The organism is Candidatus Methanarcanum hacksteinii (genome assembly GCF_964305265.1).
GTDB classification, from domain to species: Archaea; Thermoplasmatota; Thermoplasmata; order Methanomassiliicoccales; family Methanomethylophilaceae; genus Methanarcanum; species Methanarcanum hacksteinii.
In genome coordinates this window covers 382,310-408,672 of sequence record NZ_CAYATA010000003.1, presented here as the reverse complement: position 1 = coordinate 408,672, position 26,363 = coordinate 382,310, and the positions used below count along the sequence as shown (strand labels likewise).

The 26,363-nt window shown below is 47.1% G+C and carries 27 protein-coding genes; 15 read left to right on the top strand and 12 right to left on the bottom strand.

Annotated elements, in window-relative coordinates:
• Positions 1–166: 166 nt before the first annotated feature.
• The 3 genes from ACI2NF_RS06845 (at position 167) to ACI2NF_RS06835 (ending at position 2,979) form a co-directional block, all read left to right on the top strand.
• Complete coding sequence (locus ACI2NF_RS06845; RefSeq protein ID WP_400148123.1) at positions 167–1,045, top strand: response regulator; 879 nt, start codon at positions 167–169, stop codon at positions 1,043–1,045.
• Positions 1,046–1,050: 5 nt separating this feature from the next.
• On the top strand, positions 1,051–2,316 hold the full coding sequence (eno, locus tag ACI2NF_RS06840) for a phosphopyruvate hydratase (RefSeq protein WP_400211265.1): 1,266 nt from the start codon (positions 1,051–1,053) through the stop codon (positions 2,314–2,316).
• A gap of 477 nt (positions 2,317–2,793) precedes the next feature.
• A complete protein-coding gene (locus ACI2NF_RS06835) occupies positions 2,794–2,979 on the top strand; it encodes a hypothetical protein (RefSeq protein ID WP_177971699.1) in 186 nt (61 codons plus the stop codon).
• A 3-nt stretch (positions 2,980–2,982) separates the two neighbouring features.
• Here ACI2NF_RS06835 and ACI2NF_RS06830 read toward each other — a convergent pair whose 3' ends face one another.
• Positions 2,983–5,232 carry a DNA topoisomerase I gene (locus ACI2NF_RS06830; protein ID WP_400211264.1) on the bottom strand — a complete coding sequence of 750 codons (2,250 nt, stop codon included), beginning with the start codon at positions 5,230–5,232 and terminating at the stop codon, positions 2,983–2,985.
• 126 nt (positions 5,233–5,358) lie between these two features.
• On the opposite strand from ACI2NF_RS06830, the gene ACI2NF_RS06825 reads away from it, so the two are divergent.
• The 7 genes from ACI2NF_RS06825 (at position 5,359) to ACI2NF_RS06795 (ending at position 10,678) form a co-directional block, all read left to right on the top strand.
• Positions 5,359–5,910 carry a hypothetical protein gene (locus tag ACI2NF_RS06825; RefSeq protein ID WP_400146450.1) on the top strand — a complete coding sequence of 184 codons (552 nt, stop codon included), beginning with the start codon at positions 5,359–5,361 and terminating at the stop codon, positions 5,908–5,910.
• A 91-nt stretch (positions 5,911–6,001) separates the two neighbouring features.
• The gene (locus ACI2NF_RS06820; RefSeq protein ID WP_400211263.1) at positions 6,002–6,778 is read left to right on the top strand and encodes an asparagine synthase C-terminal domain-containing protein; all 777 of its coding nucleotides are present in this window, start codon (positions 6,002–6,004) and stop codon (positions 6,776–6,778) included.
• Positions 6,771–8,015, top strand: a complete 1,245-nt coding sequence (locus ACI2NF_RS06815; RefSeq protein ID WP_400211262.1) for a bifunctional folylpolyglutamate synthase/dihydrofolate synthase — start codon at positions 6,771–6,773, stop codon at positions 8,013–8,015. Before ACI2NF_RS06820 ends, ACI2NF_RS06815 begins: the two co-directional genes overlap by 8 nt.
• Positions 7,985–8,644, top strand: coding sequence for an endonuclease III domain-containing protein (locus ACI2NF_RS06810; RefSeq protein WP_400146456.1), 660 nt, complete (start codon positions 7,985–7,987; stop codon positions 8,642–8,644). Before ACI2NF_RS06815 ends, ACI2NF_RS06810 begins: the two co-directional genes overlap by 31 nt.
• A gap of 23 nt (positions 8,645–8,667) precedes the next feature.
• The gene (hypA, locus tag ACI2NF_RS06805; RefSeq protein ID WP_177971705.1) at positions 8,668–9,042 is read left to right on the top strand and encodes a hydrogenase maturation nickel metallochaperone HypA; all 375 of its coding nucleotides are present in this window, start codon (positions 8,668–8,670) and stop codon (positions 9,040–9,042) included.
• Between the two features lie 2 nt (positions 9,043–9,044).
• Positions 9,045–10,124 (top strand): hydrogenase formation protein HypD, encoded by a 1,080-nt coding sequence (gene hypD, locus ACI2NF_RS06800; protein WP_400206254.1) that lies wholly within the window; start codon positions 9,045–9,047, stop codon positions 10,122–10,124.
• Positions 10,125–10,126: 2 nt separating this feature from the next.
• On the top strand, positions 10,127–10,678 hold the full coding sequence (locus tag ACI2NF_RS06795; protein WP_400146462.1) for a hypothetical protein: 552 nt from the start codon (positions 10,127–10,129) through the stop codon (positions 10,676–10,678).
• On the opposite strand, the gene ACI2NF_RS06790 is transcribed toward ACI2NF_RS06795, so the two are convergent.
• From ACI2NF_RS06790 to ACI2NF_RS06760, 7 genes are all read right to left on the bottom strand, one after another.
• Positions 10,679–11,365, bottom strand: a complete 687-nt coding sequence (locus ACI2NF_RS06790; RefSeq protein ID WP_400146463.1) for a DNA alkylation repair protein — start codon at positions 11,363–11,365, stop codon at positions 10,679–10,681.
• A 72-nt stretch (positions 11,366–11,437) separates the two neighbouring features.
• Positions 11,438–12,622 (bottom strand): CBS domain-containing protein, encoded by a 1,185-nt coding sequence (locus tag ACI2NF_RS06785; RefSeq protein ID WP_400146465.1) that lies wholly within the window; start codon positions 12,620–12,622, stop codon positions 11,438–11,440.
• A 155-nt stretch (positions 12,623–12,777) separates the two neighbouring features.
• Positions 12,778–14,487, bottom strand: a complete 1,710-nt coding sequence (gene glyS, locus ACI2NF_RS06780; RefSeq protein ID WP_400146466.1) for a glycine--tRNA ligase — start codon at positions 14,485–14,487, stop codon at positions 12,778–12,780.
• A 4-nt stretch (positions 14,488–14,491) separates the two neighbouring features.
• Positions 14,492–15,331, bottom strand: coding sequence for a CBS domain-containing protein (locus ACI2NF_RS06775; protein WP_177971927.1), 840 nt, complete (start codon positions 15,329–15,331; stop codon positions 14,492–14,494).
• On the bottom strand, positions 15,328–15,771 hold the full coding sequence (locus tag ACI2NF_RS06770) for a universal stress protein (RefSeq protein ID WP_177971928.1): 444 nt from the start codon (positions 15,769–15,771) through the stop codon (positions 15,328–15,330). The genes ACI2NF_RS06775 and ACI2NF_RS06770 overlap by 4 nt, the downstream gene beginning before the upstream one ends.
• A gap of 1 nt (position 15,772) precedes the next feature.
• Positions 15,773–16,810: an amidohydrolase family protein gene (locus tag ACI2NF_RS06765; protein WP_400211260.1), complete on the bottom strand. Its 1,038-nt coding sequence runs from the start codon at positions 16,808–16,810 to the stop codon at positions 15,773–15,775.
• A gap of 177 nt (positions 16,811–16,987) precedes the next feature.
• Complete coding sequence (locus tag ACI2NF_RS06760; protein ID WP_400211259.1) at positions 16,988–18,313, bottom strand: TrpB-like pyridoxal phosphate-dependent enzyme; 1,326 nt, start codon at positions 18,311–18,313, stop codon at positions 16,988–16,990.
• Between the two features lie 185 nt (positions 18,314–18,498).
• Here ACI2NF_RS06760 and ACI2NF_RS06755 point away from each other — a divergent pair, with 185 nt between their 5' ends.
• Complete coding sequence (locus ACI2NF_RS06755; RefSeq protein ID WP_400147781.1) at positions 18,499–18,663, top strand: DUF362 domain-containing protein; 165 nt, start codon at positions 18,499–18,501, stop codon at positions 18,661–18,663.
• Between the two features lie 183 nt (positions 18,664–18,846).
• Here the strand turns inward: ACI2NF_RS06755 and ACI2NF_RS06750 are convergent, their stop codons facing one another.
• Positions 18,847–19,782, bottom strand: a complete 936-nt coding sequence (locus tag ACI2NF_RS06750) for an NAD(P)/FAD-dependent oxidoreductase (protein ID WP_400149833.1) — start codon at positions 19,780–19,782, stop codon at positions 18,847–18,849.
• Positions 19,783–19,905: 123 nt separating this feature from the next.
• Between ACI2NF_RS06750 and ACI2NF_RS06745 the strand changes: the two genes are divergently transcribed.
• The 3 genes from ACI2NF_RS06745 (at position 19,906) to ACI2NF_RS06735 (ending at position 21,118) form a co-directional block, all read left to right on the top strand.
• Positions 19,906–20,271: a PAS domain-containing protein gene (locus ACI2NF_RS06745; protein WP_400147775.1), complete on the top strand. Its 366-nt coding sequence runs from the start codon at positions 19,906–19,908 to the stop codon at positions 20,269–20,271.
• A gap of 238 nt (positions 20,272–20,509) precedes the next feature.
• Positions 20,510–20,908 carry a pyridoxamine 5'-phosphate oxidase family protein gene (locus tag ACI2NF_RS06740; protein ID WP_400147772.1) on the top strand — a complete coding sequence of 133 codons (399 nt, stop codon included), beginning with the start codon at positions 20,510–20,512 and terminating at the stop codon, positions 20,906–20,908.
• Between the two features lie 15 nt (positions 20,909–20,923).
• A complete protein-coding gene (locus tag ACI2NF_RS06735) occupies positions 20,924–21,118 on the top strand; it encodes a hypothetical protein (protein WP_177971935.1) in 195 nt (64 codons plus the stop codon).
• Positions 21,119–21,145: 27 nt separating this feature from the next.
• Here the strand turns inward: ACI2NF_RS06735 and ACI2NF_RS06730 are convergent, their stop codons facing one another.
• A complete protein-coding gene (locus ACI2NF_RS06730; RefSeq protein WP_400147769.1) occupies positions 21,146–21,328 on the bottom strand; it encodes a CxxC-x17-CxxC domain-containing protein in 183 nt (60 codons plus the stop codon).
• Between the two features lie 189 nt (positions 21,329–21,517).
• Between ACI2NF_RS06730 and ACI2NF_RS06725 the strand changes: the two genes are divergently transcribed.
• The gene (locus ACI2NF_RS06725; protein WP_400147766.1) at positions 21,518–22,231 is read left to right on the top strand and encodes a tRNA threonylcarbamoyladenosine dehydratase; all 714 of its coding nucleotides are present in this window, start codon (positions 21,518–21,520) and stop codon (positions 22,229–22,231) included.
• A 75-nt stretch (positions 22,232–22,306) separates the two neighbouring features.
• Here the strand turns inward: ACI2NF_RS06725 and ileS are convergent, their stop codons facing one another.
• The gene (ileS, locus tag ACI2NF_RS06720) at positions 22,307–25,330 is read right to left on the bottom strand and encodes an isoleucine--tRNA ligase (RefSeq protein ID WP_400211258.1); all 3,024 of its coding nucleotides are present in this window, start codon (positions 25,328–25,330) and stop codon (positions 22,307–22,309) included.
• A 75-nt stretch (positions 25,331–25,405) separates the two neighbouring features.
• Positions 25,406–26,320, bottom strand: a complete 915-nt coding sequence (locus tag ACI2NF_RS06715; RefSeq protein ID WP_400147760.1) for a HEAT repeat domain-containing protein — start codon at positions 26,318–26,320, stop codon at positions 25,406–25,408.
• Positions 26,321–26,363 lie beyond the last annotated feature (43 nt).

The following is a 26,363-nucleotide window of genomic DNA, read 5'->3' as shown; positions in this document are numbered from 1 at the left end:
TGTTTTCTTTGGCCATATGGCCTGTTCTTAATCGATCAGCTAATGCGGTGTTAATGCCGCAATAGTTGATTATGTAACGGCCTGTGGTAGCATTGCTTTGGGTTATGTTTTATACTTCGACATGATAGGTTAGATGGACCACTATTCATCCCGGAGGGAGAACAGGATGAAGGCACTAATAGTTGATGACAATATAGCTATCCAGGAGATTCTGTCAGAGATCCTGGTATCTGAAGGCTGGACCACTGAACAGACAGGTGATGTGGACGATGCCATATCCAAATTGGAATCGTTCAGACCGGATCTGTTGATACTGGATTCCAAGGTCAATGGGCTGAATTCATTCAGGATATTGGATGAGATGGAGGACGGCAACAAGGTCCGTGTGATAATCATATCCCGGAGTAAGGAGACCATCCCTGACGATAATCCGAACGTCATAGGCGTGGTCACCAAACCATTCAAGAGTTCTGATATACTTTCATGCATACGTGAATCCGATCTTGTGGATTCCGATAAGAATGCCAAAGGGATGATCCACAGATTCTTCGGAAATAATCAACAGTCGAACGATGCTGGAGATGCGCCGTTCGAACATGATGTCAAATTCGGTCATTCTTACTATGTCATCGAAGAAGAGCCCGATATGGTCTATGAATTGGGTATGTCCTTGCTCAAGACCTGTAGATTGATGATCATCACCGCTGGAAGGACGAAGGCGGTGAACGACAGATTCAAAGGTTATGATACAAAGGTCATCGGCCTATCCACCAAAGCGAAGGTGGGGTATCTTGAGATGTCCAAGTTAGGGACATTGATGAATATGGTGATGAGTTTCATCGAGGAGAATGATAGGCCCGTCGTCATCATAGATAGCATCGTACAATTAATCGGTGTCAATGGGGCCAATACAGTCATGACGATGTTGCATCAGATCATCTCCTCATCCAAGGTAACACTCATCGTGTCGATTGAAGAGAATTATCTATCTGAAAAGGATGTCGACGTTCTAAGCAGTATGATGGAACAATATGTTCTGGAGTGAATCAAATGAAGATTGAAGCAGTATGGGCGAGAGAGGTATTGGATTCTAGAGGGAATCCTACGGTTGAAGCAGAGATCACGGTCGCAGGCCACAAGGTAAGGGCCATAGCTCCTTCTGGGGCGTCCACCGGTTCTTGGGAAGCGCATGAACTCCGTGATGGCGATGCAAGATTCGGCGGAAAAGGCGTATTGAATGCTGTGAACAACGTCCGTACGGAGATCGCAAAAGCAATCGTAGGAATGGATCCTGCGGACCAACGTGCTGTCGATGAGGCGATGATCGAATTGGACGGTACTGATAACAAGAAGAGGCTTGGTGCCAATGCGATAATAGCAACATCCTTGGCAGTTGCAAAGGCAGGTTCTATGGTTGACGGAGTACCGCTCTACCAGCACATCGGAGACAATGGAGTGACCCTCCCCGTTCCGATGCTTAACATCATCAACGGTGGCAAACACGCAGGCGGCAATCTGAAGATACAGGAATTCATGATCATACCTGCTGGTGCAAAATCGTTCTCGGAGTGTCTTAGGATGTCATCCGAGGTATACATGTCACTCAAATCACTCCTCAAGAAGAAATATGGTGTAGGGGCCATCAATCTCGGTGATGAGGGTGGATTCGCACCTCCTCTCGACACATCGGCTGAAGCGATGGAGACGATCCTCTCCGCAGTCTCTGATGCAGGTTATGCGCCAGGGAAGGATGTGTTCCTTGCATTGGATGCAGCATCGAGTGAGTTCTATAATGATGGTGTCTATGACGTAGATGGAATGAAACTCTCAGCAGGCGAGCTTGCGGATCATTACAAGAAACTCACAGAGACGTATCCTCTGATCAGCATCGAGGATCCATTCTTCGAGGATGATTTCGAGACCACTGCCGAATTGACCAAGAAGATCGGTTCGAATGTTCAGATCGTCGGTGACGATCTCTTCGTGACGAACACCAAGAGATTGTCCAAGGGAATAGATGTCGGTGCGGCGAACGCACTCCTTCTCAAGGTCAATCAGATCGGTACGGTCACCGAGGCCGGAGATGCAGCACAGATGAGTTTCGATAATGGTTATTTCGTTGTTGTATCGCACCGCTCCGGTGAGTCCGAGGATGTAAGTATCGCGGATCTCGCTGTCGGATGGGGATCAGGTCAGATCAAGACCGGCGCCCCTGCCCGTGGAGAGCGTACGTCAAAGTACAACCAACTCCTTAGGATCGAGGAAGAACTCGGTTCGAAGGCCGTGTTCCTCGGAAAGAAAGCATTTACCCTCTGATCATGAGCGGGGCTTTAGCCCCCTCATTTTTCATCATCATCTGATTGTTCTAAACCCCTACATTTCCACTGGAGATCGACTCATATCGAAACACTAGGATATGTAGTGTTATGAAGTTGTTCCATCGAGATTTTGATATCATTATCAAATATTTGATGTGAAAAAATAGCATTCGCCAAAATATTGTAATTTTACCACAAAATGGTCATTATCTTAGGATTTTTCATTCATTTATAAACAAATAACGTCGTTAATCATCGATTTTTCTATTAACGATGTTATTTTAACTGGGGTTATTAAGGCCGTTATGGATACCCTTATATCCTGTCTATTGATTGAGGGAGATGCTTGTCTGATTGATTCAAATCAGTCTGTACTATGCGTTGAAAACAGGTGTGTATCGTGGATAAAAAAAGAACGTTTCGTCAACTTTCTGGTGATACATCCACAATATTCACAGTACCTGGAATCGGCAGAATGAAGTCGATCTATTGTAAGTGCGGTAGCATCATCAGAGTGGACTCTGCACAGGTCAATGTGAAGCTATCTCTAGGCAAGGAGCTAGAGTGTCCTAAATGCCGCAATGCTCGTATCTCCAAGGATATCGACGAGATAGAGATGCACTTCAATGGCATAGAAGCCGAAGAGTGCGATACATTCTGAATCTCATTTCTTAGATCTGCTGGGGCAGGTCGCGTTTAAACATTCTTCATAATCGCCCATCGCAATTATTGGTGCGCCGCATAGTTCACACGATTTACCTGTGGCTGTCACGGTCCCTTTCGGCCTAAGTGGATATGTTTGAGTGCATTCGGGCCATGATGAGCATCCTGCAAAGCGTTTTCCCGCTTTTGAGTACATTATCCTGATCGTACCTTTTCCACATGTTGGGCATTTTCCAAGATGTGTCTTCAATGTGTTGCTCTCACATTTCGGATCGATACAAATGGTCTGAGGCGGCATGCCTTTCCTTATGACCTTGAGCTGAGGCAGACCGCAGACTTCGCATTTCGTCTCCAAGGTCTGTATCAACGCACTTCTTGGCAATGGGTACGCACATTTGCAATCAGGGTAGCCATCACATCCAATGAAGTTACCATTCCTGGATTTCTTGATCGTCATATTGTTGCCACAATTTGGACAGATGCCGATGAACTGTTGGGATTTGAGTGCATTTTTGATCTCATCACCTATCGCAACCTTCTGTTCATCTATCGTTACGGCAGCGGCATGGAGCATCCTTTGCGATTCTTCGACAACATCGGATAACATCTTCTCTCCGCTGCTGATCTTGAGCATATCCGCTTCGAGTTTAGCGGTCATATCAGGTTCAGCAATACCTCCGCCATGCTTTTCCAAGGATTTGGTCAAGGCTATTCCGCTCGCTGTCGGCGTCATATAATTGCCTTGTACATAGTTTCTGGAATAGAGTTTGCCGATTATGTCATGTCTCGTTGATTTCGTACCGAGTCCGAGCTTATCCATCTCTTGGATGAGTGAACCCTGGTTGTATCTGTATGGAGGTTTCGTCTCCCCCTCGTCCATGGACATGGACCTGACATCTATGTCATCACCGACATTCAACGGCGGGATGTGAGTGTTAGCGATGGTCATGTATTTTTTCCAATACTTCTTCCATCCTTCTTTCTTGAGAACGTATCCGTCTGCGTTGAATGTCTCTCCGTTGACATCTATGGAGCACTTCGTGATCTCCGCCTCAGCATTCGGTCCGAGAGTAGCAAGAAATCTCCTCACAATGAGTTCATAGAGCTTCCATTTGTCCCCCTTCATCTTATCGGATGTCGCCGCAGCGGTAGGATAGATAGGCGGGTGGTCCGTGGTTCTTCTCTTTCCTCTTGAAGGGATGATTGTCTCCTGCGAAAGGATCTCATTTACCTCATCCTTGAAATCAGACTCTTTGAGCTTCTCTAGTACACTTCTGATACCAAGGCTCTTCGGATATTCCGTGTTCTCTGTACGCGGATATGAGATGTATCCACCGGTGTACAGATCCTCTGCAAGTTTCATAGCTGTGGCAGGAGGTATGCCTATCTTGTTGGCTTCGACCTGCATAGCGGTAGTATCGAATGGTGCAGGTCTGAATTCCTCCTTCATCGAACGGTCGAAGGATTTCACCGTACCTGATTTCACGTTCTTGCATTTCTCGAGGACGGCATCGGCCTTCTCCTTCTCCCAGAATGGGTCCTCCTCATGCACTCCTTTGAATGCAAGCATTCCGAATTTTCCGACGATCTTCCAATATGGCGTCGGTACGAATTTGGTGATCTCCTCATTCCTGTCCACAAGTAATTTGAGTGTAGGACTCTGAACTCTCCCTACGGACATGAAGTTCTTCCCGACCTGTCCTGCGGACAATGATATCAGTCTTGTGAGCACAGCACCCCATGAGAGATCGACGATCTGTCTCGCCTCTGCTGCATTAGCAAGTCTCTCATCCGGAAGTACGAGGTTGGCGAATGCATTCTCCACCTCCATCTTGGTGAGGGCGCTGAATTTGGCCCTCTTCACCTTCGACATATCTGCGCCCACGGCAGTGATGGTCTCCATGCCGATGAGCTCTCCTTCCCTATCAAAGTCAGTAGCGATGATTATCTCATCAGCAGAATCCATGAGGTTCTTGATGGTGTTCACAATGCTCTTTACGCGTATTGTCTTCACCTGCGGCGCATATACGAGATCTACAGGTGAGCTCGCGCTCCAGTCGTTGTATTGCTCCGGGTAATCGAGTTCGATGATGTGACCTCTGAGACTGACGACATCATATTCGTCGCCATTATTGGTGAACGAGATTACGGTCACTCCTCCATTGCTTTTGGAATGTGATTTGCCGTCGGACAGTATCGTGGATATCCTCCTTGCGGCATTTGCTTTCTCAGTGATCACAAGTTTCTTCATCGCCTCGTTATTTATCTTACAATTATAAATAATAACATGGCTAGAATCATCATGTCTGGACTGTACGTCATTCCATGGGGGATGGTCTGTGATATTTTATTATGACGATTATGCATACCCCCAGTCATGGTCGTTCCTAACGATGTCATCGATCATCTCAACGGTATCGACGGCGTGTTGCGTGTCATCATCATGGACAGTGATTTCTCAGAAGTGATACACAGGGAGGAATTGAATACGAAATCCGCCACAGGGATGGATGTCATCAATAGATCATATGACGAGGTCATGGAGAAGGAGAACAAACTCGCGTTGATCGTCGATAACAGGGTATTCGATTCCAAGATGAAGGATTATGCGACCGTTCTCATGGTGAATTCGAAAGGGGATGTCGTCGGAAGATCCCTGAAACCAGAGGAGATGGATGGATACAGGACGAGAGAGGATATCGTTTGGGTGTCGAAGGATTTCATAGTGTTCGTAGATTCCGTATTCGATGGTGCTGAGAGATTCATCATCCCCGCGACTCATACGACATTATTGGATTCCATCCCTCATTGTGCTGGTGCGATCGTGGCCCATCCATGCACTACGTCCGATATGATGATAAAGAGTAAGGCCGGGTTCGATCTTTCCAAAGAAGCATCAACTATAGTGATAGGTTTCGATAATGATTGAGTGTATCACTTCATATTTCTGACAGATATCAATCGATATAATCGATGGATGGTACGGATAGTTGTATATCCAACATCCATATCTTCAATTCATGTGTGCATCATCTGAATTGACAGATGTCCTGAAAGAGGTAATAAGAGAGATGGTGGAAGGCAAGGATGTAGCGGTCGCCTTCTCAGGAGGGCTGGATTGCGGTATCGTGGCATCCATCGCCAAGGATTATGCTAATTCCATACATCTTTACACGGCAGGCGTCGATGATGCATACGATGTCAACGAATCACGTGAGGTGTCGGAGATACTCGATCTCGAATGGGATCACATAAGGATATCCGAGGATGACATCGAGGACAATGTTAAAGAGATGATCTTGATAACAGGGACTGTCAATCCGATCACGCTATCGTTCGAGATCCCTTTGTATTACGTATCGAAGAATGTTCCTGAACGTATGATAATCGGAGGGCAGGGTGCGGATGAACTGTTCGCAGGTTATTCGAAATACATAGGGCTGTCCGAGGATGAGTTCAAGGATCAAAGAGAGGCCGATATGGCCTCTCTGTTAACGAAGACCTTGAAACATGAATCGATGGTGGCCGATCATTTCGGAAAGGAGATACTGTACCCATATCTCGATGAACGCGTCAGGGCGATAGTCGAGAGAATGGATATCAAGGACATAATTCCCGGCGAGGTACGTAAGAAGACCCTCAGGGATGTCGCGGAAGCAATAGGTCAACCAGAGGTCGCTGCTAAGAAGAAGAAGGCTGCACAATATGGTTCTGGAGCTATGAATCTCCTTAGAAAGGTCGCTAAGAGGAAGGATATGACCGTCAATGAGATGATCGCAGGTTGGTCCGATGAATAAGGACGAGATGACATCATGGCTCTATGGCCTCAGTGTCCACGGCATCAAACTAGGGCTGAGGAACATAACGGAGTTGTTGAATAGATTAGATGATCCTCAGAACTCATTCAGATCGATACATGTCGCAGGTACTGACGGTAAAGGTTCCACATGCGCTATGATCGAATCAATACTGAGATGTTCTGGGATAAGGACGGGGTTGTATACATCCCCCCACATATTGGATTTTAATGAGAGGATGAGGGTCTCCGGACAATCGATAAACGATGATGAGTTGGAGAGATACATCACCGAGATAAGACCCCATGTTGAAGATATGCATTCGAACGGGATGCAATGTACGTTCTTCGAGGTCACGACCGCCATAGCGTTCGAGTTCTTCAGAGATAAGGGCGTTGAATATGCAGTAGTGGAAGTAGGGATGGGTGGCAGATATGATGCCACCAACATATTGCACCCTGATGTTTCTGTGATAACCAACATAAGCATGGAGCACACGGAATATCTCGGAGACACCTTGGAGAAGATCGCATACGAGAAGGCTGGTATAATCAAAGATGGGGTTCCTGTCATAACATCTAACGAAGGGACGGCATTGGATGTGATCATGGATGTAGCCTCTTCCGTATCTACAGACGTTGAGGTCATCGATGATATATCCATCACATATGTCGGAGAGGATGTCACACGTGCTGTGTACAAGGGGCAGGAATATGAGATCAATCTTGCTGGTAGGCATCAAGCGAAGAATGCCGCGTTGGCGATAGATGCCGTATCTTCCTTAGGATTGAAAGTGAATGTCACAGAAGGCTTGAGGAAGGTCCATTGGCCATGCAGGTTGGAGAAGATGGATGATTTGCCGATCATAGTCGATGTATCGCACACTGCAGCAGGTAGCAGAGTATCATTCGATGCTGTCAAGGAGATCTATGGAAATGTCACGGTGGTATTCGGTATACTTGGAGACAAAGATATCGAAACGATATCCTCCAATCTGTCAAAGATAGCGTCCAAGGTGATAGTGACATTGCCTCATTCCGATAGGGCAGCACAACGTGACGTCGTGATGGATGCGATGAGGAGATACAACAGCGACGTCAAATTCATAGAGGATATCGATATGGCGATAGATACCGCGATATCGGAGCGTGATGACGGTAATGTACTCATCACAGGTTCGTTATTCATGGCCGAGGGGGCGATGAGATGGTTGAGAAGGACATCTGTTGGATATTAGATACACTCGCTAAGGAATATGTGGGCGGAGCATACCCCGGACGTTCGTCCGAAGGTCTTAATCCGGAATGGCCAGCGGATCCATTCCATGTGCTGATAGCGACCATACTCTCTCAGAGGACACGTGATGACAATACGAGGAGAGCATCAGACAATCTATTCCATCTTTATGATTCCATAGACGAATTGGCAGATGCTGATATAGATAAAGTGGTGGATGCTGTAAGGCCGGCAGGATTCCCGAAGCAGAAGGGAAGTGCGATCATAGAGTGCTGTCAGATGCTTCGTGATGAATTCGATGGCATCGTGCCTTCCGATACAGAGGAACTCTTGAAACTTCCGATGGTCGGCAGGAAGACGGCCGCATGTGTGAGATCGTATGCGATGGATATACCTTCAGTATGTGTGGATACGCATGTGCACAGGATCGCGAATCTTATGGGGTTGGTGCATACGAAGGATCCAACAGAGACCGAATTCGAATTGATGAGGATAACTCCAAAGGATAGGTGGAATGATATCAATCGTTACATCGTACGCCACGGCCAGGTCGTCTGTCTTCCCAATAAGCATAATTGCTCCAAGTGTTCGGTCAGATCCATGTGCGATTCATGCACGATACCTTATTAACAGCAATACTATTGTCTACCCTGATGCATGAGGTATCGGTCGTATCGGATCTTGTTTCAGCCATACTCAGGGAATTGGAGAAATATAACGCCCAGAGTGTTGAGGAAGTGACATTGGTCATAGGGGATATGACAAGTTTAGGCGAAGAGCAGATGTCATTCGCCTACGAGATAGTCACCAAAGGTACGAAACTCGAAGGTTCTAAATTGGTCATCGAGAAGGAAGCGGTCAGAGCGCTTTGTCTGGATTGTGGATACGAGGGCCCTGTGAACAACATACAGAGCGATTACGACGATCATTACATCCCGATACTGTCATGTCCTAAATGTGGCGGAAGGGTGAAGGTCACAGCAGGTCAGACATGCAGTGTCAAGAATCTTAGGATAGTGGAGGCGTGACGATGTTCAAATACAGGGATGAGGCGACGGCCAAGAAGATCTTGGACAAGATACGTGATATGGATATAGACTACACATTCATGCATGTTTGTGGTACGCATCAGGACACCATCGTACGTTTCGGACTTGAGGAACTGCTCAAGGATGTCGGTGTGGAGATCCGTCAAGGACCAGGATGCCCTGTTTGTGTCACTACGAGCAGTGAGATCGCGGATGCTATCACATTGGCAAGGAATAGAGTTACTGTCTGTGCATTTGGAGATATGATGAGAGTACCGACGACCATAGGTACGCTCAACGATACGAAATCAGAAGGATGTGATGTCAGGATCGTCTATTCCATTGAGGATGCGGTCAGGATGGCCAAGGAACAGACGAAGCCATTGGTATTCGTCGCAGTGGGTTTCGAGACCACAGCACCATCCACATGCGTTCCACTGCAGAAGGATGTGCCAGATAACTTCAGCATATACAGTTGTCATAGGATCTGCCCACCTGTGTTGGAGGCCATATTCGAAATGGGCGAGACCAAGGTACAGGGCCTTATCGATCCTGGGCATGTAGCTGTAATCACAGGTACGAAGATGTTTGAACCATTCGTTACCAAATACAAGATGCCACAGGTGGTGGCAGGTTTCGAGCCTTTGGACATATTGATGTCGGTGTACATGCTCTGCAAACAGTTGAACGAGGGCAGATGCGAAGTTGAGAACGAATACACAAGACTCGTCAGACCCGAAGGGAATCCTAAGGCGATGAGATTGATGGAAGAGACATTCGATCCTGTGGACAGGACATGGAGAGGATTCCCTGTCATAAAGAAGAGTGCATTGGCGCTCAAGAAGAAATATGAGGATCATGACGCCACTAAGATCCACGAGGATATATTGGCGAAGACCCCGTTCGTGGAGCCTGAAGCGAAAGGCTGCAGATGTGGTGAGGTCCTGAGAGGGATAATACGTTCTGAGGAGTGTCCGATGTTCGGTAAGGTCTGTAAGCCTACAAGTCCGTCAGGTCCGTGCATGGTATCGGCAGAAGGCAATTGTAATATAGCATACCGTTTGGGAAGCAAGAGGTTGTAATCATGGGTGTCGCAGGCGTAGGCGGTCTGTTGAGGCCGGATGTGATGAACGGTGTGCAGAAGAATGTATTGGTGATAACGAACGATTCGACAGTGTTCTTGAGTGACGGTTTTGTCAGTGCATACGATATGTTCGGAGGAAGATGCACAGAGGTAAAGAATCTCTACGACAGACTCACGAACATCACAAGTACTTCATTCGGAATCATCTCTGGCAGATTTGGTTTCATTCCATCGAATTATGTGGTCATGAAATACGATTTTGTCCCTTCATGCAAAGCGGATTATGAGAGACTCCAAGAAGAGAAGGATTTCGTCGGGGAGATCCGTTTATTGGTGCAGCCGTTCGATAAGATCGTCGTATGTGTGCCTAAGGACATGTTCGAGATGATCATGCCCGTACTCCCTGCCGAGAGAGTGATTGCTGTCACGAACGAGAAATTCAAGGATGACTGTATCGCACGCGGATGGTCCTATTATCCTAGAGTGGGGGCGCGTGTCGGCAAAGAGAATGCCGATGCTATTGTAGAAGAGATCAAAAGAATGGTGGATTGATCATCTCTTCAGAAGTTTGACCTTCGACTTCATATCATCGGTAACGCGATATGAATCTCTGATCTTGCCGATCAGCATGTTGAATGTCTCGTCGTCAAGATGATTCTCGTTCCTCATGTAGTCGTATGTGATGTCCGGAAATTTAGCGAAGCATACGGATAGAGTCCATGCTGCACCCATCTTGTAGTAGTAACCATCGTTATGATGTGTATCCAATGATCTTATGATGTCATTCACATGTTGTTCATCGACAAAATGGAATGCCATTATCGTGGCTGCATAACGCATGCGGAATTCATCATCGCTTTCAAGATATGGTAGGATGAATTCCCACAGTTTCTCCTTCTCATTTTCCTTCGGTTTCCATGTATTTGAGAACGAATCACATACGGACCAGTTATCAATTAGTGGTATGAAGTCCTTGAATAGGGATAGTCTTTCATCAACATCCACTTTGACGTAGGATATCACAAATGCTCTTAGAAGATAATCCTCAAGATGATGTGGCTCCCATGTGTCGAGATACTCGTTCCACTCATCTTCATCGATGATCATCTTCGCCAATTTTCTGAGTATTGGTATCCTTACGCCTAGAAGATCATCTCTGCCAGGGATCAGTTTAGATGAGAATGCGGCATATGCCTCATCACGTGATTTAAACATCATCTTCTGGACATCGATGTTCATGTCACATGGATTGGATACAATCTTATTATGTTTTTCAAAAATGGTTTGTAAGGGGGCGGATGCCCCCTTCATTCATCTCTTCCTTCTGCGGAGTGTCGTCGTGGAGTCTTTGTCATCGATGACCATGTCGACGATCTTCTTCATGAGATCATCAACAGTCTTGACAAGGTCCCAATCCACCTGCTTGGCGCTGAATGCACGTCCGCTCGCGATGAGTCTTCCAGTGACACTGTATTTGTTCTTGTCTCCCTTCTCGTTATATCTCGCCACGTTGATTGAGAGTGATTCAGGCAAGACCATCTTGTTTATCTTCTCTACTTCATCCTTGATGGTGTCGTATATCGATGGTGCAAGCGCTTTGTCCTCGTCATCCAATCCACTGAGTTGTATGAAGAGGTATTGTCTCTCCCTGCACGCGGAAATGAGCTCTATGATATCGTATTGGGTTATTATTCCGACGAGTTTGTCATCCTCCGTGACAGGGACGGTCGATATCCCGTTATCGGACATCAACTCAACAGCCATTTCTATGTCGTCATTCCACTTCACGGACTTTACCGCTGACATGCAAACCGATTCGATCGTCGTGGATACCTTCTTGCTCTTTCCAGAGATGTCTCCAACAGTCTTGCTCGTGGACTTCCAGTTGTTCTCGATGACCTCTTTCATTCCGACGATACCGACGATGCGGTTGCCGTTGTCAGTGACAGGAACTGTCCTGATATCTAATTCCCTCATGATCTCGAGTGCATCATCGAGGAGCTGATTGTCCTTCACACTCTCCACTGGGGTGTTCATTATCTCGAAGACCTTGACGTCCTTGAAGGCTTTGATGCCTATGACAAGGTCGATCATCTGCATCCTGCCGATGCATCCTATGATCTTCTTCTTGTTCGAATTCACTACAGGCACTTGTCTGAGGTTGTTGAGTATCATGATCTCGGCAACCTTCGTGAGCCCCATATCCTTGGTGATGACAGGCGGCGTGTTGATGAGGTTCCTCACCCTGGAATCCAATGCAATGCTCTTCTTCTTCAGAATAGAGCCGTAGCATATCGTTCCGATATATTCGCCATCATCGACGACGGGTATGTCTTGATAACCCGTGTCCTTCATGAGCAAAAGGGCGTCGTTGAGTTTCTCGTCCGGCCCAATGCTCGGATATTCGGTGTCCATTATATCTTCGACCGTCTTGCTTTCGATCTGAGATCTGAGCATCGCGATCTTCTTAAGATCCTGCAGGTCTTTTACTCCCACTTTTTACACCTCGGGGTAAACACCGAATCGTATACATTTAAGCGTTACCCATAGGAATAATTTTTTTCAATAAAAATTCATATAAGAATATCAATGTGGCAAGCCAGATATGGTAAAGGAGGTTTTACCCCCATTCCCATACAAATGTTTATTAATCAGATTGTTGCGAAGTCAGAACCTGAAAGCAATCTGTCGATGATGTTCTTTACATCATCGATCTTGATACGTTTCTGTTCTTTCGAATCACGGTCCCTGATCGTTACCGTACCCCTGTTGGGGCCGTCCTCGACGGTCTCGTAGTCAACGGTAATGCACCATGGGGTACCGATCTCATCCATCCTGGCGTATCTCTTGCCTATCGTGCCTGAACCGTCATAGTATGCTTCCGCATTGGATCTGTGGATGTCATCATAGATCTGTTTGGCGACATCGTCGAGACCATCCTTCTCCATGAGAGGGAACACTCCTACTTTGATGGGTGCAACCACTGGTGCAAGGTGGAGTACTGTATAATCCTCCTTATCATCATGATCATATGCGTGCTCCAGCACGGAATAGAATATCCTGTCGAGTCCGTGTGACGGTTCGATCACATGGGGTATGACACGATCTCCCGCGATCTTCTCTTTGACGTGTACGACCTCGAATGATTCCCCATCGAGTTCTATGCTCTCTCCGTCAACGATGACGACGAGTTTCCCATCTTTAACATCCTCTGGTTTGGATGACTCTATGGCTGCAGCGACATCCTTCGCCTTACCTTTGAATCTTGGACCGAGTGCCTTGTTCTTGGCTTTGACCTTGTCCATCTCGACTTCCTTCGGTACGTCGTACTTCTTAAAGTGTGTCATGTCCTGGCCTGAGAACTGTGCATGTCTAGAAAGGTCCCATGAGCCCCTGTCAGCGATACCAACGATCTCTGTCCATCCGTAGGATAAGAGGACCTCTGCATCCCAGCAATCCGCCGCATAGTGCGCCATCTCGTCCTTCTCATGTTCTCTGAATCTCAATCTCTTGGGATCGATACCGAGTGTGGTGAGGAGCTGTTTCGTTGTGTATACGAAGTACGCCAACACACGGTTGGCTATGACTCCCTTCTCAACAGCTTCCTTGACGGTCATCGTGGTGAGCTGGAGTGTTGTATTCGGTATGAGGTCGAGCGATTCATTCTCGATATCCTTGAATCTTGCCCAATCCTTGTCCTCAGGGTCGACGAAGAGTTCAACCTCCATCTGGTTGAACTCCCTCATGCGTATCATTCCCTGACGGGGGGCGATCTCATTCCTGTAGCTCCTTCCTGTCTGGAGGACACCGAGCGGGAGTCTCTCTCTGTTGTATCTGTAAAGGTTGGTGTAATTGACGAATATTCCTTGTGCTGTCTCGGGTCTCATATAACCGATACGTGCTGAACCAGGTCCGATGTAGGTTTTGAACATCAGATTGAACTCATCCACGGGCCCAAGTTCCCCGCCACATTCTGGACATTTCACGCCGTATTTCACGAATGCTTCCTCAAGTTCCTTAGGGGACAATACGTCAGGGTTGTCGATGAACTCCTTGACCATATGGTCCGCCCTGAACGGTGCTTGACATTTCGTGCAGTATGTGATAAGATCGGAGAAGTTGTCAAGGTGTCCTGAGGCTTTGAAGACATCCCTGGGGTTGACGGTCTCACTATCAATTTCTATGAAACCCTCCCTTCCTTTGTATATGTGTCTCCATGCTTCTACGATATTGTTCTTGAGGATGCAGCCCAGGGGTCCGTAGTCGTACATTCCTGCGACTCCACCGTATATTTCGAATGATGGATAGATGAATCCTCTGCGTTTGCAAAGGGCCATTAGTTCGGCGGCATTATCAGACATATGATCATCTCAGAAGTGCTGAAAGCACATCCACATCATAAATCATTCCAAGGAGTTCGTCCTTGTTCCCGCGAACAGGTATCTGTCCGAAGTTGTATTGTTTCATTATCTTCGCCACTTCGGAGAGTGAGGTCTTCTTGAAAACAGTGGTCGGTTCCTTGACCATGTAATCCTTGACGGTGTATTCCTCGGGGATCTCCTTGTTGCTCGCCATGTAGAACAGCGGGAGGACATTCCTGTATCCTGCAAGGGATTGGTTGGCTTCATCGAGGCCCATCTCCTTGAGTGCGTTAAGGTCCTTGCTCTGATCGAGGAACATATCACGATCCGTGATGATTCCTGTGAGTTTTCCGTGTGCATCGAGGACAGGGAATGATGTGATCTTGCTGACCCTCATGGCTGCTACGACGTACGAGAGGGGATCGCCTTCATAGGCTGTCACGCATGTCGTGCTTATGGCATCCTCTGCCGTCATGCTCGTTTTGAGATTTTTTACGTCGTCGAGGAGATCCGTTGGTGTGACAAGACCGATGAGTATGCCGTCATCGACAACAGGCAATCTGTGGATCCTCTTCTCGACGAAGATCCTGGCGACCTCTTCGATACTTATATGTGGCCCCACAGTGACGATATCCTTCTTCATTAACAGGGAGAGCTGTTCCTCATCCATCTTGTTGAATACGTCCTTCCTTGATATCACGCCTACGAGGTGACCATCGGCTGAACGTACAACAGGTGCCCCGGTCACATTGTTCCTGACCATCACGTTTATGGCATCGCTACGACTGCCGGGAACTTCAACTACTATCGGGACCTTGACCATGACCTCTTCTACTGTCTTCATTTTTTCTCTCCCTCCTTGGATCTGACGACCATGACAGGACATTCTGAATATCTGACGACGCGTTCTGCAACGCTGCCCATCATCAGTTTGGAGAATCCTGTCCTTCCAAGTGTTCCCATCACGATTATGTCGAAGTCTTTGGATGCTTCGACGATACATTTGACAGGTGATCCTTCCACGATCTTGATATCACATTCGACACCATTCTCCTTGCAGAGGTTGAGGACGTACTGTACCGCACTCTCCCCTTCCTTCTTGAGTAGTGTGTATGTGTTCATGACCGCAGAGTCGAGTGGCATATTGACGAATACCGTTTGATCTATGACGTACAATGCTGTTATCTTTGCGCCATAATTCTTTGCCATCTCAACCGCGTTGTTGATGGCGGCTTTGGTGTATTCACTTCCGTCTGTTGGGACAAGAATGTTCTTGAATGTCATATTACTCCCCTCGATAACCCGGTGTCAGATGGCGGATATCCAATATTTGGTCGCGCTTTGTTATATCCTTAGGCGATGACCGTATGATCGTTATGTCTGCGTCCATTCCAGGTTGAAACTTGAACGGAAACTCACGATATAATAACTTGCATCCATCCCTTATAAGGCATCTATAGGCATCGATGAGGCTTCCTCCCTGTGTCGAAAGTATATTATTGAATGTCCTGAACTCATCGAAGATGTTGGCAGATGGGGATAGCATAGCATTATCCGTACCGATGGATACTGATGCACCAGACTCTATCATCATGCGTATGTCCGGGGTCATATCGAAATATCTGTTGGATGATGCACAGACGACTATCGGCACATCGGCATCCGCACATTTCTTAACATCATCCTTCGTAGCCTGTACCATGTGTATGATGAGGTCGGGTTCCAAGGAGAGGACGAAATCGATATCTTCTCTGATGCGTTCCGATACGTGTATCGCCAATTTCTTCCCTGATCTGTGTGTGATGTCAGCTATCCTCTCTATGTAGTTGTGATCCATGTCGGATATACTCGATATCCCTATGCCGTCGGATATCTTCAGGATAGATTCCATCTCATTCGGATCGAATTCATTGGATATCGGGCGTCCGAGGATGATGGCATCATCTGATGCGTTTCTGAGCATCGAACAACCTTCGACGCCTCCTTCTCTGAAATCAAGGAATTTGGACACACCGTTCATCTTGAGTCTTGTCGCATAATCGGACATGTCCAATATCAGTTCATCCTTCGACTTGTTCCTCAGATATCTGTGCTTGATGCCATTCGGAGGTGCTACAAGATCCTCGAGTGTGTATCTGCTATCCAATACTAGGCCTGCATCAGCGATATGTGTGTGTCCATCGACCAATCCTGGAATGATGGTATAATTTTCATCGGACGTCGGTTGACCGTACATTATGTCGACGACGATCCCATCCTCGATGATGATGGAACCTTCATCGAAGTCCTCCCCGTTCCATATGTGCCCTGATATCTCTGTCATGTCCTTCAATACAATCCATACAATGCTGTTGTCAGCAATAAAACCAGTGAATGTTGCGGAATCATTGGCCGAGACCTTTTACGCTCTTATCGGCCGATGAGGATTGAAAATCGTCCGTATCCAACGGGCTATGTTGTAAAAGGGATGTGGGCCTGCCGAAGCAGGCCCTGATCCGCTTCAGATCTCAGAGGATGGGAGCGTACCGTCAAGATACTGTTCGTATCCATAGAGATCCAACAGCCCATGTCCGGAAAGACAGAAGACTATCGTCTTCTCCTCATTCTTTTCCTTGCATTCAAGTGCGAGATCGATCGCTCCCTTGAGTGCATGGCACGATTCGGGCGCAGGTATGATTCCTTCCGTCCTAGCCATCATGATACCTGCCTCGAATGTTTGCGTCTGATCATATGATCTCGCTGTAATGAGGCCCGTATCGTATGCAGCGGATACGAGTGGTGACATACCATGGTACCTCAGGCCACCGGCGTGGATCGATGATGGTATGAACTCGCTTCCCAGAGTGTACATCATGAGCAATGGCGTGAATCCTGCGGTGTCTCCGTAGTCATACTTGAATTCTCCTTTCGTTAGAGATGGTGCAGCTCTGGGCTCAACAGCAACGAATTGCGTGTCCTTGAATCCCTTGCCCCTGATCTTCTCCCCGAGTATCGGGAATGTCAATCCTGCGAAGTTGGAGCCTCCTCCGGTACATGCGACTACATAGTCGGGTTCGATCTCTCCTATCTCCATCTGTTGCATCGTCTCTATACCGATGACGGTCTGATGCAACATCACGTGATTCAGGACACTTCCGAGCGAGTAGCAGATGTTCTTGTCATTCGCTGCCATCTCACATGCTTCGGATATGGCGATACCGAGCGATCCCGTTGTTTCTGGGTGTTCTTTCAGTATCTTCTTTCCGAATTCGGTGTGTTCGCTAGGGGATGCGTATATCGTCGCGCCATATGTGTTGATGATCGTCTTCCTGAGCGGTTTCGCTAGGTAGCTTCCTTTGACCATGAAGACTGTTGTCTTGATGTCGTACAGATTGGAGACCATCGCGAGTGCTGTTCCCCATTGTCCTGCGCCTGTCTCCGTCGTGAGGGTGTGTATTCCTGCTTCCGCGTTATAGTACGCCTGTGCGATCGCAGTGTTCCCCTTATGGCTTCCAAGAGGGCTCATGTCCTCTCTTTTGAAGTATATCTTTGCAGGAGTCTTGAGATATTTCTCAAGCCTGTATGCTCTCTGCAGGGGTGCTGGTCTGTTCAGGTATATCAGGTTGTCACGTACCTCTTCCGGTATGTCTATGTACCTCTCTGTGGAGCCTTCCTGTCTGATGATCTCTTTACAGAATATCGGTTCGAAATCCTCAGGTTTAGCTACCTCTCCTGTCCCCGGATTCAATGGTGGTTTGAGGCCAGGGAGATCGGCTGCGAGGTTATACCACCTCTTTGGAATGTCTTCTGGTGTTAGGTTGATCCTTGCATCGAATGGTATTGTCATAATTGATGTGAATTATTATTCAATATATATCTTTTTTGTACATTGATGTATAAAAATATACATTAATAGTTGTTAATTGAGTATTAATTATGGCTAAAAATGTGAAAAAATTGAGGAAATCCGAAAAAAAAACCCCTCAAAAGTTATATACGATATATTCAGTTCAACTATCAGAGGTTACTCACATGGTAACAGTTAACGGAAATGAATGTGTTGGTTGTGGAGCATGCGCAGACGTATGCCCCCAGGGAGCAATCGTAGTTGAGGATATCGCAGTCATCGATGCAGGAAAGTGCGTCGACTGCGGAGCATGCATCGACGAGTGTCCTTCATCCGCAATCACAGAGTAAGCGTCCTTCAACGGACTTCAAACCATTTCCCTAAAACCCTTAATTTTTTGAAAATATTCTCCTATAGCGAATATTCGATTACGGAACGTTCTAGTTCGTTACAGTATGGTCGTTAACGAATCATCTTATGATTCGGTTATGAAGAAAGGATTCCGATGGATAGAACATCGGAATCTGTGATATTCATGCCCAATACGGCTTCTTCACAAATTTATATGCGGATAACACAGCTGTTCCCGCTTCGCCGCATCCCGTGATGATCTGTTTGTATTTACCGGGATAATCTACGACATCGCCACATGCGAATATGCCGTGTCTTGACGTCGTCATATCGAATCCGACCTTCACAAGTCCATTCTCTGTGAGTTCAAGATTCCATCTCTTCAGATCGTCAAGGTCTGACGATATCCCGATGTTGATCACGACGAGATCCGCAGGGATATCGAACTCCTTGTCGTCTTGGATAAGGGTCACGGATTCGACCTTGTCACTACCATTGACCGACTTGAGGTTTGCACTCATTATGGGCTTGACCTTACTTGATGCAAGATCTTTGACATTGGATTCATCCGCCCTGAATTCGGGTCTTCTGTGAACGAGTGTCGTATCCGTCACTGTGGAAGCCATCATCGCCATCTCTATGGCGCTGTTCCCTCCTCCGAACACAACGACCTTCTTGCCAACGATCTCTTCCTTGAGGGGAAGGATGTAAGAGAGTCCTTTACCTTCGAGTTCAAGTTCTCCATCACATCCCATCCTTCTAGGTTTGAACATACCCATCCCGATGGCTACGATTATGGATTTCGTATGGTATTCGGCCTTATCTGTCCTGACGATCAGTTCCTCGTTGCCGTCATCCACATCCATGACCTTCTCTTTCTCACGGATCTCACAACCGAGCGATTCCGCTTGAGCATAGAGTTTATCAGAGAGTTTCCTGGCCTGAATGGTCTCGTATCCTGGATAGTTATGGATTCCTTTCTCCGGATACAGACTGACCAACTGTCCGCCTACGACTCCTGCATCCAGAACGAGGGTGCTCATCATCTTCGTTCTTGCGTAGATGCCTGCTGTGAGTCCTGCTGGACCAGCTCCGATAACAATTAAATCATAGGTCATGTAGTGAACTGTAATTCCATAAATATATAAAAAATTAAAGAAGCTGCCAAAGGTCACATGCGACATGCGATGTGGCATTCAGGATTATTTTTATACCCACGTGTGGATTCATAAGACGATACTATGGTAGAGGACGACGTTTCAGAATCCCTGTTGAATATCGTGCTAGATGCGATAGACGATATAATCATGATATTGGACACTGATCACACCATAGTATGGATCAATCGTGCCGGCTTGAATGCATTTGGAGCATCATTGGACGAATCGATCGGAAAGAGATGCTTCAAGATGTTCGGAAGGATCAGCCCGTGTGAGGATTGCGATATCTGGGTCGACTCCAGCGGTGCTGTCAGGAGTAAGAGGATCAAGATCATACCGAGGACTGGAAAGGAATATGTTTGCACATCCACGCCTCTGTACAAGGAAGGTAAGGTCACGATGTTCGTCCAGCATCTTTCTGAAGTGAAAGACGGTATCGTGAACTGAATTGATAAATATCAATTATGTGTTGTCGGAATTGATTACAATGGATTACGCACAGTTCGCATATGTCATTGGTGTCGGAGTAGTCTACCTGGTCGCCGTGCTCGTTTACAACGCAGTCAAGAAGCCTAGGGAATACACATACGACGATTAAGTTTTTCACAGTAACATATTACGCACTGTGTGCAGTGCGGGATGTTCACTTATAATATGCTAGTGCATTCCATGAATAGGTGAGATTATGGTAGTTATACCTGCAAATGTTGCGGACATGATCAAGCGTCCCGGTAATGTGAAGGTCCTATCGACCTGTGATGCTAACGGTCAGCCTCACACGATAGTATGCGGTAGCGTATTCCTTCTGGATGAGGAGACGTTAGCTGTCGGAGAGGTCTTGATGAAGACCACGAAGAAGAATCTTGAGGAGAACAAGAAGGTTTGTTTCCTTGTAACATCGGCAGCTGATGCATACATCATAGATGCAGTAGCGAAAGAGCGTATCGGTTCCGGACCGATCCTCGATGGATTGAATGATAAGCTATCCAAGATGAATCTCAAGGCACATGCTGTCTGGCTCTTCACTGCAACGGGCGTCACTGTCGCTAGTGCGTCGCATGAAGCAGGTAAGAAGGTCGCATGAGTGGATGTGGGGCCGATGTGGTACGATAAGCGCGGTATGAGGTCGATATTCTATATCGGTGTCATGTTGTTCTGTATCGGCCTTGGCCTGCATCTCCTCGGATTCAAGATACCTGCGATAATATTGATCTGCGTAGGAGTGGCCTGTGTGATAGTAGGATTCAACGGGCTGCTCTTCAACGCGAAGATATTGACCAATCGTAGAAAATAAAAATGGGGTTTGACCCCGTTGAGGGTTTCAGAATCTTCTGCGTCTGTCTTCCCTTGGAGGTGCGTGTATCGCATAACATTCTTTACAGTACACGGGTTTTCCCTCAGTTGGTTTAAATGGGACCTCACATTCTTTTCCGCATGCAGTGCATGTGGTCTTGAAGAATTCGCGCGGAGGTCTGTTCCTCATATTTCTGTCACCGTAGGCCATGGTATACCTTCTGTAACATCCAATATTGATCGTTTATGCATACGATCATTCGTTTTTTGGGATGCTTATGTTTGTATCATTCCGTGAGTAGATAAGTTCTATCATCAACGACCATCTATGTGACAAGATATTCTGTCGATATGGTCCGGTACATAACGGTTATCTATCTGTTCATAGGATTCGATATCGATGGCGGATGATATCAGTCAAAGGACGAAGGTTCTGATAGGCGAGGATGGCGTCGAGGCTCTGAGGGACTCGTATGTCGTCTTGGCAGGCGTCGGTGCTGTTGGCGGTTATGCGTTAGAAGGTCTTGTCAGAGCAGGTGTAGGACACATAAAGGTCATCGATGCCGATGTGTTCAACGATACCAATCTGAACAGACAGATACTTGCAACGGTCAACACAATAGGGCAGCCGAAGGCTATCGTTGCCATCGAACGTGCCAGATCCATAAATCCTGACATCGATATATCCGCTGAGATGGAATTTGTCTCAGAGGATACGTTGCCATCATTGCTTTCGAAAAAACCGGATGTCCTTGTCGATGCCATCGATACAATCCAACATAAGGTATCACTTCTGAGATATGCGGCAACGCATGACATCGTCACCTATTCATCCATGGGTGCGGCATTGCATATGGATGCGGAGAAGATACGCATCGCCAACATAATGGGGACGAAGGTCTGTCCTTTGGCATCAAGCATAAGGTGCAAACTGAGGGATGTCGATACGAAGCACATAACTTGCGTATATTCTGAGGAGAAACCTATCCATGTCGATATGGATCGCGATGAACATGGGAAGAGCATATTGGGCTCATTACCTACGATACCTGCGATATTCGGCATGATCCTTGCGAATGAGGCTATAAAGCACATAATAGGTTCCAAGGATTGATCCTGCAAGATGAATCCTTGTCATGGATTCTCAATGGAGTAATAAAAGAAAGATGATGGTGGGAATCCCACCATCTTAGAGTTTCTTCACACCGATGGTGATATCCTTTCCGGTGACATCCCAGGTCTTGACCTCATCACCGTTAGGTTCATCGAGGAATGATATGGATTTGGCTCTGACCTCATTGGATATGAAGTCCTTCCATGTCTCGAAGTATTTCACCAACACATCATCGGCTTTGACTTGGATCTCGATGTACTGTTCGACATTGAGCTTCATGTCCTTACGCATCTGTTGGATCCTTCTGATGAGCTCCCTGGTGTATCCTTCGGCCTCGATCTCAGGCGTGACATCGAAATCGATGACGATCTGTCCGTCGGTGTATTTGACGGCTTCCTTATCACACGGGAGCTTATCGGGTGAGATGTACTCGATGCTCTTGACATTACCCTGTTGCTTCAACACATCCTCGAACATCTTGACAGCATCGTACGAATCCGGTGATTTGCCGACTATTGAGATCCTCTTGAGAGGCCATCTGAGCTTACTGCCCATCTTCGCCCTTTCAGTGGCGATGATCTCGACGAGTTCCTGAATGATCTTCATGTTCTCTTCGATATCATCTGCGATGAACGCTTCATTGGGTGATAACCAATCCTCCATATGTACGGAGAGTTTCTTACCTCCCATGTGCTGATAGATCTCCTCACTGATGTGCGGTGTTATCGGAGCCATGGTTATGGCAGTCTGCATGATCGCATAGTACAATGTGCAGTATGATGCCAATTTGTCATTCTGCGAATCCTTATCCTCTGTCCAACTGCGGTCCCTGATGAGTTTGACGTACCATTTGGAGAGATCCTCCATGATGTAGTCCTCTATGGCACGTGCAGCCTTGTGGAGTTCTCTCGATTCGATACCATCATGGACTGCCGCTTTCATCTTCTCTGTGCGTGAGAACATCCATCTATCTTCATACCTGAAGTGATCCTTCATGACCTCGGGAGTGTAACTCTCTGGATCGAAATCATCTATCTCCATGTACATTGATGCGAATTTCACAACATTCCAATATGTGTTCAGGATCTTCCAAGCATTCTTGGGGCCTTCCTTCATGGGCGGGTTCTTCTTGACATCCCACTGGAAACACGTATCGTCCCATGGTGCATTCGCTCTGACCGAATACAATCTCATGGCATCCGCACCGAATTCTGATGCGACTTCCTTAGGTTCTACGACATTGCCAAGTGATTTCGACATCTTCTGACCTTTGGTATCGAGCATCCATGCGTGCATCATGACCTCATCATATGGTGCCCTATCGAAGGACATGACTCCAGCTCCGAGCTGTGAGTAGAACCATCCTCTCGTCTGATCGTGTGCCTCTACGATGAATCTGCAAGGCCACCATTTGTCGAACTCATCCTTCTTGGCAGGATATCCGAGTGATGCCCATGCAGCTACACCTGAATCGAACCATACGTCGAGGATATCAGGCGCTCTTGTCATCTTGCCGCCACATTTCGGACATTTGAATGTCACGTTATCGATCCAAGGTCTGTGGATATCCATTCCCTCGGTGTAGCCTTCTCCTTCCTTGAGTTCGGAGACCTGACCGATGACCTTCCTTTCGCCGCATTTGCATTCCCATACTGGAAGCGGGATTCCCCAATACCTCTGTCTTGAGATGCACCAATCCCTTGCGCCATCCACCCAGTTCTTCTCTCTGGTTGAACCGGCCCAATCGGGTACCCATTTGACCCTATCGATCTCTTCGAGCATCCTCTGCTTCACTTTGGGGACTGCGAGGAACCATTGTCTGGTGTTCCTGTAGATGATCGGTGTCTTGCATCTCCAGCAGTGACCGTATCTGTGTTTGATCTTCTCAGCGTTGAGGAGCAATCCCTTCTCATCGAGATATTTCTTGATGTCATCGTTGACGGTCTTGACCTTACGGCCTTCCATCATCGGGAACTCCTCTGTGTACCTACCGGATTCTCCGACAGGACAGAACGGTTCGATACCGAATCTCTTTCCCGTCTCATAATCGTCCGGACCGAATCCAGGTGCTGTGTGGACGAGACCTGTGTTGTCCTGTTCTACATAATCGGCAGTAAGGACCTTGTATGTGTATTCCGACCTCTTGAGGTATTTCTCATCGATGTCGAACGGAGGGACGTATGACATTCCGACCATGTCAGAACCTTTGTACGTCTCGATGACCGTGAAACTGTCGAAACCACCTTTCTGTTTGATGTAATCGGCTTGTGATTCCATGCAGATGATATTGTCGGTCACGCCATCCTTCTGGAATGCGACCTTTGCGTAGGTCATGTCGGGATGGGCTGCGACAGCCATGTTAGCAGGGAGTGTCCAAGGCGTTGTTGTCCATATCAGGAGCGATGTGCTCGGATCGTCGACAAGTGGGAATTTGACCATGACGGAAGGGTCCGTCTCATCCCAATACTCTATTTCTGCCTCAGCAAGTGCGGTCTCACATCTTGGACACCAGGTGACGACTCTGCTGGATGAATCCAAGAGTCCCTTCTCATGGGCCTTCTGTATGGTCCACCATGCGGATTCGATATAATCGTTCTTTATGGTCTGATACGGGTGTTCCCAATCCATCCATACGCCGAGTTCTTTGAATTCCTCGGTCATCTCTCCCTGAAGTGACAGGGCATGTTCCTTACAGGTGTTGACGAATTCATCGATGCCTATGATTTCCTCGATCTCTTTCTTGGACCTGACACCGACCTCATCCGGTTTTCCATCCTTGTTGACCCTTCCAGGTACTGTGATCTTCTTCTCCACCTGTACCTCGATGGGCAATCCATGCATATCGAATCCAGGTTGATCACGGACGTTGTATCCGTTCATTCTCCAGTATCTGATGAGTATGTCCTTTATCGTCTTGTTCAGGGCAGTACCCATGTGTACGTGGCCCGACGTATATGGCGGACCATCAACGAAATAGAATCTCTCGCCGTTTTCGCGTGCTTCCTTGGTCTTATGGTATGCGTCCTTGGAGTCCCAATAATCGCGGATCTCCTTCTCGATAACGGGCGCTGCATAATTGTCGCGGACTTGTTTTATCATCACGAGTCTCTCCATCATCGGAACTATCTTGTCCGATGCGACGGGTTACGTCTGTGGATTATAAAACATACGCGGTCAGTGGGAACTTCCGCAGATAGGACATCTCCAACCGTTCTTGCTATAAGTCATCCTGTTACCACAACGAGTGCAATCAGGCGCATCCATATCGGATGTCGGGGTATCCATCAGGATCTTCTTCGTCTTGATATTATCCAAGGCCCAAATGAACAGGTCATTGATCTCATTGTACGCAGCTTTGGCCTCATCTGAATAATATTTCAGATTCACCTCTTCGTTGAAGAGTCTGATCTGTATCTTCTTCAACGCCTTGGCGACGTTATTGTACGTTCTGGATGAGATCATATCCATCTCGCTGACGTTATCCCTGTATCTTATGTCAAGATAGACGGATGTGTTGTCCGCGAAGCTCATGAATCTGTCCTCATCCGGGAATACAGGAACGGATAGGAGCATGCGTTTCTTCTTGGACAATGAAGGTGTACGATCGATGATGCCTTCGATACATTCCCTCATTTGTTCGCGCATCTCTCCGTCGACCTGTCCATAGATCTTACGCAGTTCGGGTATGTCCTCCTCCCTTCCGACGGAACGCATCCTGGCGGCAGCGTTCCTGAATTCAGAACCGCGTTTGTGTTTGAGTATATCCATGAGATCTGGAATGTAGTCATCCACGGTATCCATGGTGTAAAGGAATCCTACGCAGGCATTGCTGACATTCTCATTGGATGTGATCCTCAATTCCTTGATGTCACCGATGGCCTGCCTCTCCCTCAGGTTCGTGAGGAGGGTTATGACCTCTATCTTGACACGTTGATCCGAATTCTTCAGATATCTTTGTAACATGTCGTAGTACGACGGATTGTATTCTGCGATGAGCTTCCTATCATCAGAGATCGCACCCTTCTTTCCCGAGGATACGAAATCCACGCAATCCAAGAGATGTTGAAGATAATCGAATCTCGATGACATGGCAATCGCTATTAGAATGAATTTAAGGAGTTGATCCTGTCGC

What these genes read in the sequence shown, in the direction of transcription:
- ACI2NF_RS06835 (WP_177971699.1), top strand. Translation starts at nt 2,794, where the DNA reads ATGAAGTCGATCTATTGTAAGTGCGGTAGCATCATCAGAGTGGACTCT.
- ACI2NF_RS06795 (WP_400146462.1), top strand. Translation starts at nt 10,127, where the DNA reads ATGGGTGTCGCAGGCGTAGGCGGTCTGTTGAGGCCGGATGTGATGAAC.
- eno (WP_400211265.1), top strand. Translation starts at nt 1,051, where the DNA reads ATGAAGATTGAAGCAGTATGGGCGAGAGAGGTATTGGATTCTAGAGGG.
- ACI2NF_RS06825 (WP_400146450.1), top strand. Translation starts at nt 5,359, where the DNA reads ATGGTCGTTCCTAACGATGTCATCGATCATCTCAACGGTATCGACGGC.
- ACI2NF_RS06820 (WP_400211263.1), top strand. Translation starts at nt 6,002, where the DNA reads ATGTGTGCATCATCTGAATTGACAGATGTCCTGAAAGAGGTAATAAGA.
- hypD (WP_400206254.1), top strand. Translation starts at nt 9,045, where the DNA reads ATGTTCAAATACAGGGATGAGGCGACGGCCAAGAAGATCTTGGACAAG.
- ACI2NF_RS06775 (WP_177971927.1), bottom strand. Translation starts at nt 15,331, where the DNA reads ATGAAGACAGTAGAAGAGGTCATGGTCAAGGTCCCGATAGTAGTTGAA.
- ACI2NF_RS06735 (WP_177971935.1), top strand. Translation starts at nt 20,924, where the DNA reads ATGTGGTACGATAAGCGCGGTATGAGGTCGATATTCTATATCGGTGTC.
- ACI2NF_RS06770 (WP_177971928.1), bottom strand. Translation starts at nt 15,771, where the DNA reads ATGACATTCAAGAACATTCTTGTCCCAACAGACGGAAGTGAATACACC.
- hypA (WP_177971705.1), top strand. Translation starts at nt 8,668, where the DNA reads ATGCATGAGGTATCGGTCGTATCGGATCTTGTTTCAGCCATACTCAGG.
- ACI2NF_RS06755 (WP_400147781.1), top strand. Translation starts at nt 18,499, where the DNA reads ATGGTAACAGTTAACGGAAATGAATGTGTTGGTTGTGGAGCATGCGCA.
- ACI2NF_RS06715 (WP_400147760.1), bottom strand. Translation starts at nt 26,320, where the DNA reads ATGTCATCGAGATTCGATTATCTTCAACATCTCTTGGATTGCGTGGAT.
- ACI2NF_RS06845 (WP_400148123.1), top strand. Translation starts at nt 167, where the DNA reads ATGAAGGCACTAATAGTTGATGACAATATAGCTATCCAGGAGATTCTG.
- ACI2NF_RS06750 (WP_400149833.1), bottom strand. Translation starts at nt 19,782, where the DNA reads ATGACCTATGATTTAATTGTTATCGGAGCTGGTCCAGCAGGACTCACA.
- ACI2NF_RS06815 (WP_400211262.1), top strand. Translation starts at nt 6,771, where the DNA reads ATGAATAAGGACGAGATGACATCATGGCTCTATGGCCTCAGTGTCCAC.
- ACI2NF_RS06730 (WP_400147769.1), bottom strand. Translation starts at nt 21,328, where the DNA reads ATGGCCTACGGTGACAGAAATATGAGGAACAGACCTCCGCGCGAATTC.
- ACI2NF_RS06790 (WP_400146463.1), bottom strand. Translation starts at nt 11,365, where the DNA reads ATGAACATCGATGTCCAGAAGATGATGTTTAAATCACGTGATGAGGCA.
- ACI2NF_RS06725 (WP_400147766.1), top strand. Translation starts at nt 21,518, where the DNA reads ATGGCGGATGATATCAGTCAAAGGACGAAGGTTCTGATAGGCGAGGAT.
- glyS (WP_400146466.1), bottom strand. Translation starts at nt 14,487, where the DNA reads ATGTCTGATAATGCCGCCGAACTAATGGCCCTTTGCAAACGCAGAGGA.
- ACI2NF_RS06830 (WP_400211264.1), bottom strand. Translation starts at nt 5,232, where the DNA reads ATGAAGAAACTTGTGATCACTGAGAAAGCAAATGCCGCAAGGAGGATA.
- ACI2NF_RS06810 (WP_400146456.1), top strand. Translation starts at nt 7,985, where the DNA reads ATGGTTGAGAAGGACATCTGTTGGATATTAGATACACTCGCTAAGGAA.
- ACI2NF_RS06760 (WP_400211259.1), bottom strand. Translation starts at nt 18,313, where the DNA reads ATGACAATACCATTCGATGCAAGGATCAACCTAACACCAGAAGACATT.
- ileS (WP_400211258.1), bottom strand. Translation starts at nt 25,330, where the DNA reads ATGATAAAACAAGTCCGCGACAATTATGCAGCGCCCGTTATCGAGAAG.
- ACI2NF_RS06740 (WP_400147772.1), top strand. Translation starts at nt 20,510, where the DNA reads ATGGTAGTTATACCTGCAAATGTTGCGGACATGATCAAGCGTCCCGGT.
- ACI2NF_RS06745 (WP_400147775.1), top strand. Translation starts at nt 19,906, where the DNA reads ATGGTAGAGGACGACGTTTCAGAATCCCTGTTGAATATCGTGCTAGAT.
- ACI2NF_RS06765 (WP_400211260.1), bottom strand. Translation starts at nt 16,810, where the DNA reads ATGACAGAGATATCAGGGCACATATGGAACGGGGAGGACTTCGATGAA.